This is a genomic window from Undibacterium sp. 14-3-2 (genome assembly GCF_016595265.1).
Lineage (GTDB): Bacteria > Pseudomonadota > Gammaproteobacteria > Burkholderiales > Burkholderiaceae_D > Undibacterium > Undibacterium aquatile.
On sequence record NZ_JAENGS010000003.1, the window covers coordinates 443,683 to 460,836 of the forward strand.

The 17,154-nt window shown below is 51.7% G+C and carries 15 protein-coding genes and 2 tRNA genes; 3 read left to right on the forward strand and 14 right to left on the reverse strand.

Annotated features, from left to right (window positions below; all coding sequences use genetic code 11):
- The first annotated feature begins 131 nt into the window (after positions 1-131).
- Positions 132-1,205 carry an MBL fold metallo-hydrolase gene (locus Undi14_RS10005; protein ID WP_200179880.1) on the forward strand — a complete coding sequence of 358 codons (1,074 nt, stop codon included), beginning with the start codon at positions 132-134 and terminating at the stop codon, positions 1,203-1,205.
- Between the two features lie 68 nt (positions 1,206-1,273).
- Here the strand turns inward: Undi14_RS10005 and Undi14_RS10010 are convergent, their stop codons facing one another.
- The 5 genes from Undi14_RS10010 to Undi14_RS10030 form a co-directional block, all read right to left on the reverse strand.
- Positions 1,274-2,146, reverse strand: coding sequence for an alpha/beta fold hydrolase (locus Undi14_RS10010; protein ID WP_200179881.1), 873 nt, complete (start codon positions 2,144-2,146; stop codon positions 1,274-1,276).
- 44 nt (positions 2,147-2,190) lie between these two features.
- Positions 2,191-2,688, reverse strand: a complete 498-nt coding sequence (locus Undi14_RS10015) for a YfbM family protein (RefSeq protein ID WP_200179882.1) — start codon at positions 2,686-2,688, stop codon at positions 2,191-2,193.
- Positions 2,689-2,916: 228 nt separating this feature from the next.
- Positions 2,917-4,128 carry a zinc ribbon domain-containing protein gene (locus Undi14_RS10020; RefSeq protein ID WP_200179883.1) on the reverse strand — a complete coding sequence of 404 codons (1,212 nt, stop codon included), beginning with the start codon at positions 4,126-4,128 and terminating at the stop codon, positions 2,917-2,919.
- A gap of 136 nt (positions 4,129-4,264) precedes the next feature.
- The gene (locus Undi14_RS10025) at positions 4,265-5,332 is read right to left on the reverse strand and encodes a zinc ribbon domain-containing protein (protein ID WP_200179884.1); all 1,068 of its coding nucleotides are present in this window, start codon (positions 5,330-5,332) and stop codon (positions 4,265-4,267) included.
- 283 nt (positions 5,333-5,615) lie between these two features.
- Positions 5,616-5,915 (reverse strand): helix-hairpin-helix domain-containing protein, encoded by a 300-nt coding sequence (locus Undi14_RS10030; protein ID WP_200179885.1) that lies wholly within the window; start codon positions 5,913-5,915, stop codon positions 5,616-5,618.
- Positions 5,916-6,248: 333 nt separating this feature from the next.
- Here Undi14_RS10030 and Undi14_RS10035 point away from each other — a divergent pair, with 333 nt between their 5' ends.
- Complete coding sequence (locus Undi14_RS10035; protein ID WP_370589929.1) at positions 6,249-7,154, forward strand: DMT family transporter; 906 nt, start codon at positions 6,249-6,251, stop codon at positions 7,152-7,154.
- A 97-nt stretch (positions 7,155-7,251) separates the two neighbouring features.
- Here Undi14_RS10035 and Undi14_RS10040 read toward each other — a convergent pair whose 3' ends face one another.
- The 7 genes from Undi14_RS10040 to Undi14_RS10070 all read right to left on the reverse strand — a co-directional run bounded on the left by Undi14_RS10040 (position 7,252) and on the right by Undi14_RS10070 (position 15,419).
- Entirely contained in the window at positions 7,252-9,648 is a 2,397-nt protein-coding gene (locus Undi14_RS10040) for a TonB-dependent siderophore receptor (RefSeq protein ID WP_200179889.1), read from the reverse strand.
- A gap of 254 nt (positions 9,649-9,902) precedes the next feature.
- Positions 9,903-10,697 carry a helical backbone metal receptor gene (locus Undi14_RS10045; protein WP_234030509.1) on the reverse strand — a complete coding sequence of 265 codons (795 nt, stop codon included), beginning with the start codon at positions 10,695-10,697 and terminating at the stop codon, positions 9,903-9,905.
- 39 nt (positions 10,698-10,736) lie between these two features.
- Entirely contained in the window at positions 10,737-11,516 is a 780-nt protein-coding gene (locus Undi14_RS10050; RefSeq protein ID WP_200179891.1) for an SDR family oxidoreductase, read from the reverse strand.
- Between the two features lie 57 nt (positions 11,517-11,573).
- Complete coding sequence (locus tag Undi14_RS10055; RefSeq protein WP_200179893.1) at positions 11,574-12,290, reverse strand: thiol:disulfide interchange protein DsbA/DsbL; 717 nt, start codon at positions 12,288-12,290, stop codon at positions 11,574-11,576.
- 36 nt (positions 12,291-12,326) lie between these two features.
- Entirely contained in the window at positions 12,327-12,971 is a 645-nt protein-coding gene (locus Undi14_RS10060) for an SPOR domain-containing protein (protein ID WP_200179894.1), read from the reverse strand.
- A gap of 120 nt (positions 12,972-13,091) precedes the next feature.
- A complete protein-coding gene (argS, locus tag Undi14_RS10065; protein ID WP_200179897.1) occupies positions 13,092-14,804 on the reverse strand; it encodes an arginine--tRNA ligase in 1,713 nt (570 codons plus the stop codon).
- 54 nt (positions 14,805-14,858) lie between these two features.
- Positions 14,859-15,419 carry a DUF6622 family protein gene (locus Undi14_RS10070; RefSeq protein WP_200179899.1) on the reverse strand — a complete coding sequence of 187 codons (561 nt, stop codon included), beginning with the start codon at positions 15,417-15,419 and terminating at the stop codon, positions 14,859-14,861.
- Positions 15,420-15,599: 180 nt separating this feature from the next.
- Between Undi14_RS10070 and Undi14_RS10075 the strand changes: the two genes are divergently transcribed.
- Positions 15,600-16,508, forward strand: coding sequence for a recombination-associated protein RdgC (locus Undi14_RS10075; RefSeq protein ID WP_200179900.1), 909 nt, complete (start codon positions 15,600-15,602; stop codon positions 16,506-16,508).
- A 182-nt stretch (positions 16,509-16,690) separates the two neighbouring features.
- Here Undi14_RS10075 and Undi14_RS10080 read toward each other — a convergent pair.
- A tRNA-Asp gene (locus Undi14_RS10080) sits at positions 16,691-16,767 on the reverse strand.
- A 34-nt stretch (positions 16,768-16,801) separates the two neighbouring features.
- Positions 16,802-16,877 (reverse strand) — tRNA-Val (locus Undi14_RS10085).
- Positions 16,878-17,154 lie beyond the last annotated feature (277 nt).

Here is a 17,154-nt window from a genome sequence, read left to right on the forward strand (position 1 = left end):
AGTTTTAGTACACAAAATCGTTTTTCTGATTACAATCGCTGAAATCGAATTGACGTTAACGTCAATTGCATAAAAACGCATTGTAGGCTATTCCGGCTACAACGTACGTACCAAAAAGAGAAGAGACAACAATGAATCACCTGGAACAACAACTCGATTATCCGTTTGGCGAAACCCTGCCGGAATCTGGCAAGACGGTGGAAATAGCGCCCGGCGTTTTATGGATACGGATGGGCCTGCCGTTTGCACTGAACCACATCAATCTGTGGCTGCTGGAAGATGAAGTCGAGACCGCGCAGGGGCGGGTACATGGCTGGACAATTGTCGATTGCGGCATCGCCAGCGATGCCACCCGTGATGCCTGGGAAGTGTTGTTCGGTGATCTGCACAATCATCTGCGCGGCTTGCCGGTGGTGCGGGTGATTGCCACCCACTGCCATCCTGATCATATCGGTCTGGCAGACTGGTTGTGCACCTTGTGGAACGTGCCGCTGTGGATGACAGCGGGCGAATATGGCTTTGCCCGCATGATGTCGGCTGGCTTACCGGGTGCGGATGGCACAGCAATGTTTCCGCATTTCCGCAAACATGGGCTAGATCCGGCAATGCAGGAACAGATACAGGAAAGAAAAAGCCATTACAGCCGCATGGTGCCGACGGTGCCGACTTCTTACCGCCGCTTGCAGGAAGGCATCGACCTGACGATTCATCAGCGCCGCTGGCAAATCATCACCGGTTTTGGTCACTCGCCAGAACACGCGTCGTTGTATTGTGCTGACCTGAATATTCTGATTTCTGGCGATATGCTGTTGCCGCGCATTTCCACGAATGTATCCGTGTTTGCGATTGAGCCGGAAGCCAATCCGGTTCAGCAATATCTCGACTCCCTCAAAAAATACCTGCCGCTGCCTGAGGATGTGCTGATCCTGCCTTCGCATGGCAAACCATTCAAGGGTCTGCATACGCGCATCACGCAATTAGAAGAACATCACGCTGAACGCCTGGCCGAAGTCGTTGCTGCTTGCACGACACCGCAATCGGCCTGTGACATCGTGCCACTGATGTTCCGCCGCCCGCTCGATGCCCACCAGCTGACATTTGCTATCGGCGAAGCACTCGCGCATCTGCACAAACTGTGGTTTGACGGCATTTTGCAGCGGCAAACAAGTGATGACGGCATCATCCGTTTTGTTGCCAGAACATAGGCACTGACATTGCGGTAACAAGCAAGCTGACCTGCCTGCAACGGTTCACACGAACTGATGGCAGGCGGCTATTTTGTTCTGAGTTCCATGCCCGCCAACGGTGACGGCGCCGCACAATTTCCGCTTTGCTCACCTTGCAAAAACGCATGGATGGTTTGCGTGGTCAGTCCTTCGGTACGATGCAATAAACCATTCCCGCCAAAATTCATATGTGACGCACCATTCACGATACCCAGCCATTTGCAGCCCGGAGACATGTCGGCAAACGGTTCGGTACGGGTACGCCAGGAAGCATGTGCCAGATCATCGTCTCTGGTTCCTGTCATCAATAACACTGGCTTACTGATTTTGTACCAGGCATGGGCGGGAAAAATCAATCCTTCACCTTGTGGCGACAAGGCAATATACGCATCGAAACTGGCAGCGCCGGTCACGCCCATTTTATTGTCGGCACCAGCATCCATCATGGCCACTGCCGCCCCCATGGAATGACCGACTAAAACCGCGCGTCTGCCAGTACAACGTGATGCAGCCCATTGACGCGCTGCATTAATGTCCATCAGCCGCGCCGCATAAGCGGGGGCATCGGTGACTAATTCCGTCAGACCATCCTGCAAACTGCCGCCACGCCTGGCTTCACGCAAAGATTGTCTGCCGCTTTCCAGATGTCCGGGAACGATGCTCAGAAAACCTTCTTTCGCCATGAATTCAGCCAGATAGACATAGCCTTTTTCCGAACCACCAGCGCCATGGGAAATAATTGCCACGCCCTGACATGGCAACACATTCTGATACACCAAAGCGGGGACACTCTGACCATCCTGACGCGTCAGCGAAATACGCTCCGCCGCGACAACCTGAGTAGACGCGACCATCAATGCCGTCAAACCGATCAACTTACCGATGTATGAACGCTTTCTGAATCCTGTTGCTGTATGCATCACACCGCTCCTTAACTAATCTGGATAACACACACCTCAACGATCTAACTGATAAAACAGATGACCGCCTTGCCATGTACGGCGGCATTTGCATAAAAATTTTGCAGATGGGAATAATGTTCCAGCAAATAATTTAATGCCTGCACCCCGTCGGTGATCCACATCCCTTCAGGATAAACCTGCGCTTTTTCCATCTTTGCTGCATCAAAGCGCTGCGCCAGCGCGGATGCGGGCATTTCCTGCAACGCGGCACTGACTGCGGCGACCTGATGCGCGGTCAGGCAACGGGCGGGGCCTTTACCAAGATCATCACTGACTTCCTGATCGCCAAACACCGCCCACCCCAAAGGTTCGTCACCGCCAAAAGTCGCACCATTGAGCAAATACTGTATGCCGTGCCAGGCTTTTTCGAGATCAAACAATTCCGCTTCGTCATTGCCGCCGTTTTTGGCAAAAATAAATTGGCGGACTTGTCCGGGATGCTGTTTCAGTTCATCCAGTTTTTCCTGTGTCAGCGTCAGATAAAAACAGCTCATGCCCATGAAATGCTCCCGAAAATCGGCTATCGTCACTCAGTCAAAATCCACTGCCTTCAACACGAACGGCATTCACAATATAACTGAGTGCGACCCATTTCCGCATAAATTTCTGTCGTCCAAAACAACCCGCCTATGGCGTTTGAGCTGATCTGTCAGGCCAGTCGTACAACGCTGAAATATCGCTTTGACGACTGGCCTGAAGCTTGTATCGCACCGGATTTATAAGAGTTTTTACAGCGCATTTTTTGTGCCGCATTCACCGCAGAAAATGTCGTCTGCTGCCAATGGTGCTTTGCAGGCAGAACATATTCTGGCAACTGGTGCAACAGGCGCAGGCGGCGTTGCTGGCGTCACTGTTGGGGCGATATCTGCTTCGGCTTTCGTCGTCGGCTGATTATTCTTGGCCGCAGACGCAGCTGCGGCGTCTTTTGCTTCCTGCAATTTTGCCCCGGCGCGGTCTTTGGCTTCGTTGGCACGACGTTTTGCCTCCTGCATCTGCGCCTGTAATTGTTCTTCCGCTTCGGTGAAATTCAGACCATCCGTCACTTGCAGATAAATCAGACAGGTACCATTAATCATCGTCAGAAACGGAATGACCATGCCAACGCTGAACAGCAGCCCGGTTGCGAAACCAAACGCACCGGTGTACGCCATGCCGCTCTCCAGAGCCTCAAAGCCGCCGCCATATCCCATCTGATTTCCCATATGGTTTCCCATGATGCCTGACATCATTCCCATCACATTTCCCATAGGATTAATGCCGACGGCCTGAGAAATTCCCATTGTCGTGACATAGCCGGAAAACAAAATGAAAGACACCACGCCAGACAAAAACAGCACCAGGAAAGACAGCACGACGATATAAGTAATCGTCATCAGCAAACGTTGACGGACAATCACAAACAAACGGGCAATCGTTTCCATTACCGAGTTACCGGCCCAGATTGCCGGTGCCGCCAGAGGCATGGCTACATAAAATATACTGGCAAAAGTGACGCCGATGATCACCGTCAGCAATGGCAACATAACGGCATACAGCAAGGAACCAAGCCCGGGCAACTTACACAAAAAAAGCACGGCAAACGCAAGCAGCGCCACCAGCAAAAAAATCACCAGCAACACCAGCGCCACGCCCAGCATGCGATGTACCGTAAAAATGCCCTGGATAATCGCATCGGTGAAACTGAGTTCACGTCCCTGTGACTGGCGCATCAGCAAAATACCAACCGCCGAATAGCCAGTGATACCGACAATCAACGTCACGATGGAAAACAGGCCACCCAGCAAAAAGCTGTGGCGTGTCAGCCAGGCGGTCATCGCCATAGACAGGAAAAAAGCCATTGCTGCCATGCCAGTCATGGCAAGCGCGCGCCAGTTCGTTGCGGCCTCTGCGGCACGCAGCAACACAAATGGGCTGCCGGAAGTCTTTGGATTGCTGCTCATGTAGTCTCCGATGGATGTCGTCACTCTGGACGGGGTTAACAATGATGGGTGATGGAAGATGTGCGGCGCGGGCTATCAATGCTACGCCGGAACATAGGCACACGAAATCATGCGTATGCCCATGTGCTGAACTGGTTTAATAGCGTGAACGCAGTTGTTTGATTTTCCTGATTTTTGCGAGAGCCGCGGTATTTCCTGGGTCCAGCGCCAGCGCCGTCTGCGCCGTCGCCAATGCATTATCGTAATCACCGCTGGCGATGAAACTGTCGGCACGGTTTAACAAAGCCGTCGCCTTACCATGCATCATTTCGCCGCCTGGCTGTGCCTGTGCCCCCTGTTGGCGTTTAGCGTTGACTGGTTCATCGTAAAAATCGTCATCTTCGTCAAATTCATCATCGTCGTTCCGGCGTTTCTTTTTGGTGGTCACAGGTGCAGGCGCTTCCGTGGCTGCCGGTGTCGTCGGTGCTGTCGTCACTTCCGGCATTGCAACGGCGGAAGCTGGAGCCGGTGCAACATCCGCCGGCGGGCTGCTCGGCAATGAGGCGGCGACGGGTTCAGCACTGGTCACAACGGGCTCGGTCTGCGAACGGGATTTTGCATACCAGACGTAAGCACCAGCGCCTGCGGCAATTGCGACGACCGCCGCAACCAGCACGATGGCCGTCACCGGCGTCGCCGTCTTGCTGACCGGCAGGGCGTTATAGGAAGGGGAACCGTCAGCGCCAGTTGGCAGCGATGGCTGCGCCGCTGCATTAGCGGCGGCCTGCGTCTCAATGACGCTCGCGGTGCTTGCGGCTGGCGTTGCTGCAGTAACAGGGACATCCGTGTTTGCGGGTGGCACAACATCGTCAGCAGCGGCGCTCACGCTTTGCACAGGCGGATTTGTCGCGGCTTCGCTGGCAATGCTGGCGATAAATGCCTGCGCTGTCGGCAGATCTGCTGGCTGTTCTGTTGGTTGTTCTGTCGTGCTGACTGGTGCCTCGCTGGCATTTGCCGCCACAACATCCGTTGCCGTGACAGCGGCCACATCAGCGCCAGTGCTGGCACCGCATTTTTTGCAGAAACGCGCGCCTGGGGTCAGTGGCGCATGGCATTGATGACACTCAGGCGTCGGCGGCGCTGCCGGTAACAACGACGTGCCACACGATTTACAAAACTTGGCACCATCACGGTTGTCAGTACCGCAGCTCACACAGGTATTCATCCATCTTCCTTTTTGTCGGCTTATTTTGTCGGTTTACTCAGCAATCAATCACTACGATCAGTAGCAAAGAAGTTATTGCAAAAATTATACAAGGGGTTTGTAACAAGACAATTAAAACGACGGCAAAAAATCAGGAATACGACAGGTAACGGCTCAGCTGTGCAACACAACAACGTAGCAAAGCCGTTGTTGAGACCATCAACATACTGGGTGGAGTATTTTTCAATCCCCTTTGTTTATAAGGAGATCAATGGAAAAAACCGGGATACTCCCCGCTTTTTACTCAGAAAGCGGCTTTTTCCGCCTGCGCCAGCTTGCGGGCATCCGTAAATTCCCACCACGGTTTCGCAGGTTCGCCATTCATGAATGCGGTGACCGACATGAACACATCGATCACGCAGGGATCGTGCCGCACGCCGGTCAGCTGGCACAGCTTTTCATACATTTGCCACGGACACTGCCCCACCAAATCCGCAGGCGCGCTGATGCCCAGCAAACGCAAATCGGCGGCACCGGCCTTGCCGATATTCGGTAAATCCGTCAGCTGGCGCAGGTGGTTTCGGTCAACTTTGTCGGGATGCATGGATGAGCTCCGTATCTTTCTGCTGGTCACAGCACGATAACCGCATGCAGATCGATTGGCAATCCGCTTGCAAGTCGTCGGCAACGGTGATTCCGGCCTTCAGAAGTCAAAAATATACTCCCCCTAGTATTTTTTAACGCCCTTTGTTTATAAGGAGATGAAGGCGAAAATGGCTGATACTCCCCATTTTTTCGCTTTTTATGGCATTTTTCGGGGAATTTTCAGCTCCTTTCGTGCCGGGCTTTACGCGATATAGCACAACTCAGCGTCGCGCTGATGCGGCGAACCGGCATTTTCGTGTACCCTTCACGCTTTCTGTTGAAGCGCGCAATCGTGAAATCTGCCCACACTCCCGTTCCTGTCACCACGTATCTGAAACTGGTTGCGGTCGCCTTGTTCTGGGGCGGCACTTTTATTGCCGGTCGTATTGTGGCGAGTGAAATTCCGCATATGACAGCGGCGGCGCTGCGTTTTGCGGTGGCCAGCGGCCTGCTGTGGTTGCTGGCGTGGAAGCTCGAAGGCGGCTTGCCGAAACTGACGCGGCAGCAAATGCAGGCGACATTTGCGCTCGGTGCGACGGGCATCTTTTTATATAACATCTGCTTTTTTTCAGCACTGGCACTGATGCCCGCCGGGCGCACGGCCTTGTTTGTCGCGCTGAATCCGATTGTCACGGCGCTGGCACTGGCGGCACTGTTTGGTGAACGCCTCGGCGCGCGGCGCTGGCTGGGCATCGCGATTGCGTTTGCCGGTGCGGCGGTGGTGATCACGCGTGGCGATCTGGGCAGCGCGATCCGTGATATCTCACAATCAGTCGGTAAAGGCGAATTATTCATGCTGTGTGCGGTCTGCGGCTGGGCTGCCTACACCATCATCGGCAAACATGCGCTGCGCGGTTTGTCACCGATCGCAGCAACCACGTATGCATCGCTGTGGGGCTTGTCGCTATTGGTCTGCGGCGCGGTCACGGAATGGCCGCAATTCGATACCAGCCGTCTGACCTGGCCAGTACTGGCCGCCATCGTGTATCTGGGTGCATTCGGTACGGTGATCGGTTTTGTCTGGTATTACGAAGGCGTGAAAGCCATCGGCCCGGCGCGAACCGCGGTATTCAATAATCTGGTGCCGGTGTTCGGTATCACGCTCGCCGCGCTGTTGCTGGGCGAACCAATTTTGTTGTCGATGATCGTTGGCGGTTTGCTGGTGATCGCGGGCGTATCACTGACCAACCGGCAATAATATCAGCGCATGTTCTGCATCGATGATCAAATAAAAAAGGAGGCATTTGCCTCCTTTTTTTACGCCGGAAATACAGGCGGAAAGATCAGTGTCCTGATCAGAATTTTTTCCACAGTTTGACGAAATACGCCGCACCGCCCAGACCGAACTGCACGCTGTCGTAATAGAAACCGTTGTCGGTTTCATTCGGATTCTGACGCGTCGGTTTGACGTTGAAAATATTCGTACCGCCAACCGTCAGTTTGGTGGTGTCATTGAATGCATACGTCACTGCCAGATCGGCAGAGGTTTTTGGTTCGTAATACGCATTCGGCACACCTGCTGCCGTACCAGAGAAAGTACCCAGTGTTTGCGAACCATAGTGGATGACTTTGAATTCGCTGGCCCACGGCCCTTGCTCATAGTTAAATGCCAGCGTGCCTTTCACGCGCGGGCCGCCTTGTTCGATGAACAGGCGTTCACGCTCGGACAGCAACACATCTTCATAGCCTTTCAGCGATGTCGGCGCATTCACTTTCGTGACTTCAGTTTTGCTGTAATTGAGGCCCAGATAGGTCGAGAGTTTGCCTGCACCAAGATTGGTTTTATGCGATGCGGTCAGATCGATACCTTGCGTTTTGGTATTGATGGAGTTCACAAAAAACTGTGCCTGACCAACACCCAGCGCAGACAGCGTTGCACCCAGCGCCGGATAATTATTCGCATCAAAACGACCCGATAAAACGATGCGATCAGAAATATCGATGCGGTACAAATCGGCTGTCATAGAAAACGTATTGCTTGGTTTATACGTCAGACCCAGCGTGTAGTTTTTCGATTTTTCTTCATGTAGTTTCGGGATACCAGCGGCATTCGCAATGGTGCCTCCATTCGGTGCCAGTACCACATCCATCGGTACGCCGGAAATGAAGTCGGTGAAGGTCGACGAAAAATACACTTGCTGCAGCGACGGTGCGCGGAAACCTGTGCTCAACGAGCCACGCAGATTCACGTCGTCGGTCGCTTTGTAGCTCGCAGCAACTTTACCGGTGAGCGTGGAGCCGAAATCACTGTAACGTTCGCCACGCACTGCGGTTTGTACTTTAAAGCGATTCGTCACATCGGTTTCTATATCGACATACGCTGCCAGGCTGTTGCGGCTGCGATCGGTACGATCCCCCGGTTGAAAACCCGGAAAGCCCTGACTGCCAGCATTACCACCAAAACCAACACCATCGACATCATTGTAAGAGCCTGGTTCACCGGCAAAAATTTTGTAATTTTCACGGCGGTATTCGCCACCAAACGCGACGTTCACGCCATTCATGAAACCATCAAAGAAACGGCTGAAATCCAGATTCGTCGTTGCTTGTGAAAATGAGAAGCCGCCCGCATCAAAACTGCTCGGGCTGATGCCTTTGCCGCCGCTCAGCAAATCTTTATTCGCGATGGATGCATTCAGAGTATTGCTGATGTTGTACTTGAGTTCGTTGAAACCGTAAGTCTGCGACAAATCCGCACGCCATTCGCCTATGCTGAAGCGGTAACCGGCGATGCCGTAGATGTCGTTGATATCGCCATTGATGTAAGGCACAAAGCCATTCGGGTACATCGCAGTAGAATTGCGCGAAGGAATGTCGTCAGAACCTACACCGCCACGCGCCCATGCTGCTGAAGAGGCTTTACGTTGCTGCGTTCCCAGCGTGAAATAGAATTTATCGTTGCCGCCATTCGGCACTTCACCGTTCAGATACACGGTAGGCCCTGTGACTTTGGTGTCACCGATGGTGCGCGGATTACCCGGATCTGCCCGGTTTGAACGGCCGCGATCCGTGTATTCCACCGTCACGCCGAGCACGCCTTTTTCACCAATCTGTATGCCGCAATAGGCAGACGGAAGATAGTTTTTACCATCGCCGACAGAATACTGGCTGTAACCGAAACTGGCTTCACAACCTAGCGATTTTTTCAAGCTGATATCCATCACACCGGCAATCGCATCGGAACCGTATTGCGCCGCTGCGCCATCACGCAACACCTGCACATTGCTGATCGCCATGACAGGAATCGCATTCAGATCAGTACCGGTATTGCCACGGTTACGCGCGCCGAACAGATTGACCAGCGACACGGTGTGGCGACGTTTGCCATTCACCAGCACCAGCGTCTGGTCTGAGCCCAGGCCGCGCAATGCCGCAGAATCCACCAGATCGGCACCATCGGCACCAGTCTGGCGGGTGGAATTGAACGAAGGCGAGATATTCGCCAGAGTCTGAGCAAGATCGAACTGTCCACCTTGTTCAGCGGATTTGGAAACAGAAATAAAGTCGATTGGTAATGGCGTTTCCGTGGCCGAAGAATTGATACGGCGGGAACCGACGATGGTCATCGTTTGTACCGGTGCATCAGAGGCTTTTTCCGGGCTGGTCTGCGCGTACACGCAAACCGGAGTCAACGCTGCGGCAGAGCTGGCACCATAGAGGGCGAGCAAAATGGCCTTACGCATTTTGGTCATGACAAGATTCCTTAGAATTGCAATGTTGATTGGGAGATATTCAATTTGATGAGAAATCTGTCAGCCGGGCAAAGCAGCAAGCGCGTCAGGCCACGCCCAATCGAAGTGCAGGCCAGCCCTTGGTTTCAGACAGATTTCTATGCATTTGAGTATCAGCCCCTGAAGAAAAACATGTCAATCTTGGTGTGTCTGGTTTGTGTCCTCAGTGTGACATTTATGCGGAATAGCCAAAATTTGTAAAAATATTTTCAGATTTAAAATTTCAATGTTTTTAAATACATCAAGCCTTTGATCGCCCGGCTACCGTACCACGACAGCATTTCACCATCGACCAGTTGCACAGGCTTGCCGAGTTGGCGTTCCAACGCATCGACATGGGCTTCCGTGAAGCGATAAGGTTCGGTCGACAATAAGACGTGGTCAAATTGCGTCGCCATTGTGTCGCTCCAACTGAAAGCCGGATAGCGCAAGGTATTGTTTTCCGGAGCCCAGACCTGGCAACCCGCCAGCTTCAGCATATTCGCGATATAGGTATCGCCCGCAATGGTCATCCACGGGTCTTTCCAGATGCAGTACAAAACGCGTTGTGGGCTGACAGGCACGGTCAGATCGGCATAAGCCTTGTCAAATGCCGAGCAGAGTTGTTCGGCCGCAGCCTCGACCTGAAAAATTCCACCGAGCAGACGATATAAAGCAAGATTGTCGCGCGGGGTATTCGGGTGCGTCACGATCACATGCGGGATAAATTCTGCGAGCAAGTCCACCGTCGGCTTTTCATTTTCATCGATATTCACAATCAGATGCGTCGGTGCGAGCCGGCGGATTTTTTCAATATTCACATCCTTGGTACCGCCGATTTTGGGAATCGCTTGCACGGCCTCAGCGGGATGTATACAAAACCCGGTACGCCCGACAAGAGAAGATGCAAGACCGAGATCGCAGATCAGCTCAGTTATTGATGGCACCAGACTGACGATTCTGGCTTGCGCTGCGGCCACGGGCTGATGTTGCTGCCCAATGGCATCGGTAAGGAAGATATCGTTCGTCATTTTTTGACCATAGTCGTCGCTGGTATCTGATTTGATCTATCACTGATCGTCTGCCCGCGCCTTATGCGGGGCGCGTGAAAATACGGCGTCGTACAGCGCATTTGGCAACAGCCTTAAACACTTGGCGACTACGCCCATCTGCCACGGAATAACACGATAAGAGCAACCCGCGTCTATCGTCTGCACCGCTTTCGCAGCGAATTTTTGCACCGGCATCAGGAAGGGCATGCGATAGGTGTTGATCTGCGTCATCGGCGTATCGATGTAGCCAGGCGCAATCGTCACGACGTGGATGCCGCTTTTTTTCAATTCAACGCGCAACGATTCGCAATAGCTGATGACAGCGGCTTTCGAGGCGCTGTAGGCTTCAGCGCCGGGCAGACCACGGATACCGGCGACGCTGGCAATCCCGACGAGCCGGCATGCATCCTGTTGCGCATCGCGTTTCATGGTCTGGATGAATGGCGCAAACGTCGCCACGGTGGCGGTCAGATTGGTTTGTACAACGCGTTCAAAAACAGCGAGATCGCCAGCGTATTCGGTCAAGGTGCCGACGGAAATACCTGCATTCGCAATCACTACATGGACTTTGCCGGTCTTTTGTATGAAATCGGCAGCGGCAGCAGCTAAGGCCGCATGATCGGTGACGTCGAGCGCGTAAATATGATGTAGCTCGGGATTTGGCAGGCTGCGGCGCAATTGTTCAAGATTGTCGCGGCGACGAGCCAGCAAGCCCAACGTCGCGCCTTGTGCCGCATATTCACGCGCAAGCGCAGCGCCTATGCCGGAAGATGCACCCGTAATAAAAACGTTTTTCATAGTGTCCAATTAAAAAAAAAGTCCGCCAGAAGCGGACTTATTGCATCGTACTTCAGCTTATTTTTTCTTGCCACTGTCAGCCGCAGCAGCAGGCGCTGCAACCGCTTTTTCTTTTTGCGCTTTACTGACCAGGAAATCGAGTACCTGCAATAGCGAACGGTTTTGTGTATCTTCAGAAACACGGCCCATGGTGCGCACGGACTCTACCGGTGAAGTAAGGAAACGGCCATCCACCGCGACCATAGGAACGCTATCAACCTGGTACGACTCCAGCAATTGATTGGTACGGTTCAGTTTGCTTTGAATCGCAAAGGAATTATAAACATCAGTAAATTTCTGTTTATCGAGACCAGACTTGGCAACGAAACTCATGACTTCTGCATCGGATTGCAAACGGTTACGTTCGACGTGCAAAGCATTAAACGCTTTGATCTGATACTCGTCGGCTTTACCCATTGCTTCCAGTGTCAGATACAGTTTTTGCTGTTGCACCAAATTATGAAAATTCACGTGGACACGTTTAAACACAATATTGTCGCCCTGCTTTTTGACCCATTCTGCGATCAAAGGCTCGAGCGCATTGCAGTGCGGGCAAAAATAGCCAAAAAATTCGATGACTTCAACTTTTTTACCAGCTTCTGTTGGCTGCGGACGACCGAGTACGCGGTATTCAACGCCGGATTGCGGCATGGCCGGAGAGGCTCCTGCACCTGCTGAAACCAGGCCTAAGCCCAGCAAAAATACTGCATATATCGCTTGAGTAAATCTACGCATATCTTTTCCTTTATTAATCTGAATTACTGAATCTGATTACTTCGCAGTTCTGACAATTGCCACATCAACGCCATTCTCAGACAATTTGGCCTTCATTCGGTTCATTGTTTCGGCATTATTTATCGGACCGACACGGACGCGATACATCGTACCGGTATCTGAATTTTTCTCTGTCACTCTGGCTTCAAAGCCGATCAGAGCCAGCTTGGCACGGGCACTATCAGCATCGGCCTGCTCTTTGAAAGCGCCGGCCTGCAGGAAATAGATGTATTTATCATCCGCCGCCGCATCTGCTGCTTTTTCCGATTTGTCGCTCACTTTATCAGCTGCCGTCTTTTCCTGCGCTGGCTTTGCTTCGGCTTTCACTTCAGGTGGGCGGACAGCCGCCTGCGCCGGTGCAACGTCGGCTGGTTTGGCCACTGCGGCGTCTTTTGCCTGCTCCTTTGCCGCCTCTTTAACCGCATCAGGCTTACCATACATAGGTCGGTTCGGATCCTGCAGCTGCGTTACCGGCTGATCGGGTTTGTCAGATTTTCCACCTTTGTTTGTAAAAGGCGTCGATGATTTTGTGATCAGCAATGCGACTGCCACCGCAATGCCCAGTCCAATGACCAGACCAATAATGATGCCTGTTAAGGTATTACCTTGCTGACGCTGCAGCGTTGAGTGATGTGATTTCATGCGTCTCCGACGAAAAAATTGTACTCTGTGAATACTGACCGGTACTGCTTAGGCGATCTGTCATTCTGGTTGAAAATCATAACAACAGTTGCAACCAGAACGACAGAAAGGAAATGACGATTACATTTTATTCGGTGCAGATACACCGATCAGAGCCAGACCGTTACGGATCACCTGACGGGTTGCCAGCATCAGTGCCAGACGTGCCAGCTTGGTCGGCTCATCATCCACTAATACCCGTTCGGCATTGTAATAACTATGCAATTCACCAGCCAGATCGCGTAAATAGAAAGCAACCTGATGCGGGCCGAGTTCATCCAGCGCTTTTTCCAATGCTTCAGGATATTCCGCAATTTTTGCAAGCAAACTGGCTTCGCGCGGCGCTGTCAGCGGCGACAGATCAGCATTCAGCAATGGCGCAAAAGCGGCTTCATCGGTCGCATATTGTGCAAGTACGGAACAGATACGCGCATGCGCATACTGGACGTAATACACAGGATTTTCGTCCGAACGCGCCAGGGCAACGTCGACATCAAATACAAATTCGGTATCAGCTTTACGCGAGATCAGGAAGAAACGCACTGCATCACGGCCACGCTGTTCATCACCGCCGCCCGACCATTCGATCAGATCGCGCACGGTCACATAAGAACCTGCCCGTTTGGAAATCTTGACTTCGGCACCATCCTTCATAACGGTGACCATTTTGTGCAGGATGTAGTCAGGGTAGCCTTGTGGAATACCGACATTCAATGCCTGCAAACCAGCGCGGACGCGGGCTATCGTGCCATGATGGTCGCTGCCCTGCACGTTAATCGCCTGACGATAACCGCGTTCCCACTTGGTCACGTGATAGGCAACGTCCGGCACGAAATAGGTGTAGGTGCCGTCGGTCTTCTTCATCACACGGTCTTTGTCGTCACCATACTCAGTGGTGCGTAACCACAATGCGCCATCTTGTTCGTATGTTTTACCGGCAGCTTTGAGCGCACTGACTGTGGCTTCGACTTTACCGTCAGTGTACAAAGAGGATTCGAGATAGTAATTATCAAATTTCACACCAAATGCGAGCAAATCGGTATCTTGTTCGCGGCGCAGATAAGTCACGCTGAATTCGCGGATGGAATTTATATCGTCGACATCACCCGTTGCTGTGACTGGCTGACCATTGCTGGCAGAAACGGTTTTTTTGTCGAGAAAATCGCGCGCAATATCAGCGATGTAATCGCCGTTATACGCTGATTCTGGCCACGCGGCATCGCCCGGCGCATGGCCTTTGGCGCGTGCCTGCACGGATAAAGCGAGATTACCGATTTGCACACCGGCATCGTTATAGTAAAACTCGCGCGATACATCGTATCCCTGAACATCCAGCAAGGCAGCGAGCGCATCACCGAGCGCGCCCTGACGACCATGGCCGACATGCAAGGGGCCGGTCGGATTCGCCGAAACGAATTCAACGATAACTTTTTGCCCGGCTCCGCGTTGGCTCTGACCGTAATTAGCACCTTGCTGCAGCACCGTTTTGACTACAGACTGTTTAGCAGCCGTTGCGATACGAATATTAATAAAGCCCGGACCCGCAATCTCTACGGCGCTAATCAGAGGATTATTTTGTGCCTCCAGGTTCGCAACAACTGCCTGAGCGATTTCACGTGGATTTTTACGCAAAGGTTTGGCGATCTGCATGGCGATATTGCAAGCGATATCGCCATGCGAAGGATCTCGCGGGCGTTCAAGCAATATCGTAGGTTGCAAATCGCTGCCTTCCAAAATGGGGGCAACCGCGTTTTTTAAGGAATTGAGAATTTCTTGTTTTTGTTCAGCTAACATGGCACATAGGGTTCATCGCGTTTGCGCAACAAATCTAAATAAGGACAGCGGTCATTATACTGTCTCCCCCGCGCCATGTCCGTCTGCAAGTGTAAGCGTTGATGTGGTTTTCATCAAAGCAGGTTGTTTATGTTTTGCCAGTAAACTCAGCACTCTCAGAAGCTTACCGAAAAACAGACCATTCATGATGCCGAAGCTGATGCTGCAGACATTCATGAACATAGCGTTAGAGCGCAGCTCTGGCTGCACTACAACAACAATGTTTTCACAGTATTTCAAGAAGAAAATCAACATCATAAGGATGAGTGGCATCCAGCTGCCCTGCAACTGAATCAGCTTTTCTGATACCACACGGACACTATTTTTACCGAAAAAGGCAGCGTTCAAAATGCTAACGCAAACGGCAGAAAGCAGCCACAGCCCTACTGATTCAAAGCGAATGCCAAAATGCTGTATCAGCCCTTGCAAAGACAGTCCCAACATGAGCAGAGGTAAGATAAATACAGCGCGTAACGTGACCTGACGGTCCAGGCTCATCAATACGCCGCGATAGATAAGAAAAGCCAGTAACGCCCATACCCAGATTGGTGTATTGATCAGAATTTGTTGCAACATGATTGCCCCCTTCGGTAAATAATGAATTGATGTATTTGTGAGCGAAGTATGGTGGGCAATTGAACTGCGTTCCAATCCTATGTGACCAGTGGACGCTTAATGTCGTGAAGCTGGCGTTTTACGACGTGAGTTGCGATGGGGCGGCGTGTAGAATGTCAGTTTTCTTCGTTTGGATACGCTATGTGGTTTAAGAACTTACAGGTTTTTCGTCTTACCTCTCCCTGGAACATCAGCGCAGAGGAATTAAATGCGCAATTATCCAGAATCTCTTTCGCGCAGTGTGCATCGAATGAAATGCAAAGCCAAGGTTGGGCATCGCCTCGCAACAACGATATGCTGGTTCACAGTGTCAATCATCAGTTTCTGATCGCACTGGCAACAGAAAAAAAACTGCTGCCGTCTAGCGTCATCAATCAGGTAACAAAAGCCCGTGCAGCTGAGATAGAAGAGCAGCAAGGTTTTGCTCCCGGCCGTAAAGCCATGAAAGATTTAAAAGAGCGCGTTACCGACGAATTGCTTCCTCGTGCATTTGGCGTCAAACGAAATACCTTTGTCTGGATCGACCCGGCGAATCGTTGGCTGGTGATTGATGCATCAAGCCCGTCTCGTGCCGATGAAGTCGTCAAATTGCTATTGAAGTGCTGTGACAAGCTTCCGCTCGAAGGTTTACGGGTCAAATCCTCACCTCAGGCTGCAATGACAGGCTGGCTGGCTGGCAATGAAGCGCCAAAAGGCTTCACGATTGACCAGGATACAGAGCTGAAATCGTCAACCGAAGATAAAGCGACAGTGCGCTATGTGCGTCATACGCTTGACCCTGACGATGTCCAGAAACATATCGCGGCTGGTAAGCAGTGCACTAAGCTGGCATTAACCTGGGATGACCGCATCAGCTTTGTGTTGACAGATACGCTGACGATTAAACGCATTAAGCCACTGGATATTCTCGACGAAGATAAAGACAAAGGAACCAACGAGGAAGAACGCTTCGATGCCGACTTTATGTTGATGACGGCCGAATTAGCAAAAATGCTCGATGACATTGTGTTTGCACTGGATGGAGAACTCGAAAGTTCTAAAACGGCGTAAGCAAGTTTGATGGGAGAATTTAAAAGACGAGTATCTCACTCGTCTTTTTTTATACCTGATGCTTAGCGTCACGTCCGGGAAAATACAGTGATGCACCATAAGTGACACAGCGCATGGTAAATTGAATTCAGAACGTACAAATAAAAAAACGAGCTGCTTACGCAACTCGTTTTCTCAATTACTGGCGGAGCGGACGGGGCTCGAACCCGCGACCCCCGGCGTGACAGGCCGGTATTCTAACCAACTGAACTACCACTCCGAAACTACTTAACCTGTACTGCGATGTTTATCTGTGGTGGGTGCTGAGAGGCTCGAACTCCCGACCTACGCCTTGTAAGGGCGCCGCTCTACCAACTGAGCTAAGCACCCATATTTTTGCTTAGTCAGACAAACATTTAACGCTGTGTCACCAACGTCAACAGAAGCAACATTATAGTTTAACATCTGCTTTTTGTCTAGTCTCTCAATTCGTTTTTTCGCTTAATTTCAGCGAAAAAACATTTAAAAAACTAGTACTCTCACTAAAAGCAAAACCCCCCGTTACGCTGGGTAACGGGGGGTTCGCAGAATACAAGCCTGACGATAACCTACTTTCACACTGGTTGCAGCACTATCATTGGCGCAGAGTCGTTTCACGGTCCTGTTC

Bases quoted from the DNA above. Each gene is read 5' to 3' on its own strand.
- Undi14_RS10005 (WP_200179880.1), top strand. From the start codon at position 132: ATGAATCACCTGGAACAACAACTCGATTATCCGTTTGGCGAAACCCTG.
- argS (WP_200179897.1), bottom strand. From the start codon at position 14,804: ATGTTAGCTGAACAAAAACAAGAAATTCTCAATTCCTTAAAAAACGCG.
- Undi14_RS10010 (WP_200179881.1), bottom strand. From the start codon at position 2,146: ATGCATACAGCAACAGGATTCAGAAAGCGTTCATACATCGGTAAGTTG.
- Undi14_RS10060 (WP_200179894.1), bottom strand. From the start codon at position 12,971: ATGAAATCACATCACTCAACGCTGCAGCGTCAGCAAGGTAATACCTTA.
- Undi14_RS10055 (WP_200179893.1), bottom strand. From the start codon at position 12,290: ATGCGTAGATTTACTCAAGCGATATATGCAGTATTTTTGCTGGGCTTA.
- Undi14_RS10040 (WP_200179889.1), bottom strand. From the start codon at position 9,648: ATGACCAAAATGCGTAAGGCCATTTTGCTCGCCCTCTATGGTGCCAGC.
- Undi14_RS10025 (WP_200179884.1), bottom strand. From the start codon at position 5,332: ATGAATACCTGTGTGAGCTGCGGTACTGACAACCGTGATGGTGCCAAG.
- Undi14_RS10020 (WP_200179883.1), bottom strand. From the start codon at position 4,128: ATGAGCAGCAATCCAAAGACTTCCGGCAGCCCATTTGTGTTGCTGCGT.
- Undi14_RS10070 (WP_200179899.1), bottom strand. From the start codon at position 15,419: ATGTTGCAACAAATTCTGATCAATACACCAATCTGGGTATGGGCGTTA.
- Undi14_RS10075 (WP_200179900.1), top strand. From the start codon at position 15,600: ATGTGGTTTAAGAACTTACAGGTTTTTCGTCTTACCTCTCCCTGGAAC.
- Undi14_RS10030 (WP_200179885.1), bottom strand. From the start codon at position 5,915: ATGCATCCCGACAAAGTTGACCGAAACCACCTGCGCCAGCTGACGGAT.
- Undi14_RS10045 (WP_234030509.1), bottom strand. From the start codon at position 10,697: ATGACGAACGATATCTTCCTTACCGATGCCATTGGGCAGCAACATCAG.
- Undi14_RS10015 (WP_200179882.1), bottom strand. From the start codon at position 2,688: ATGGGCATGAGCTGTTTTTATCTGACGCTGACACAGGAAAAACTGGAT.
- Undi14_RS10050 (WP_200179891.1), bottom strand. From the start codon at position 11,516: ATGAAAAACGTTTTTATTACGGGTGCATCTTCCGGCATAGGCGCTGCG.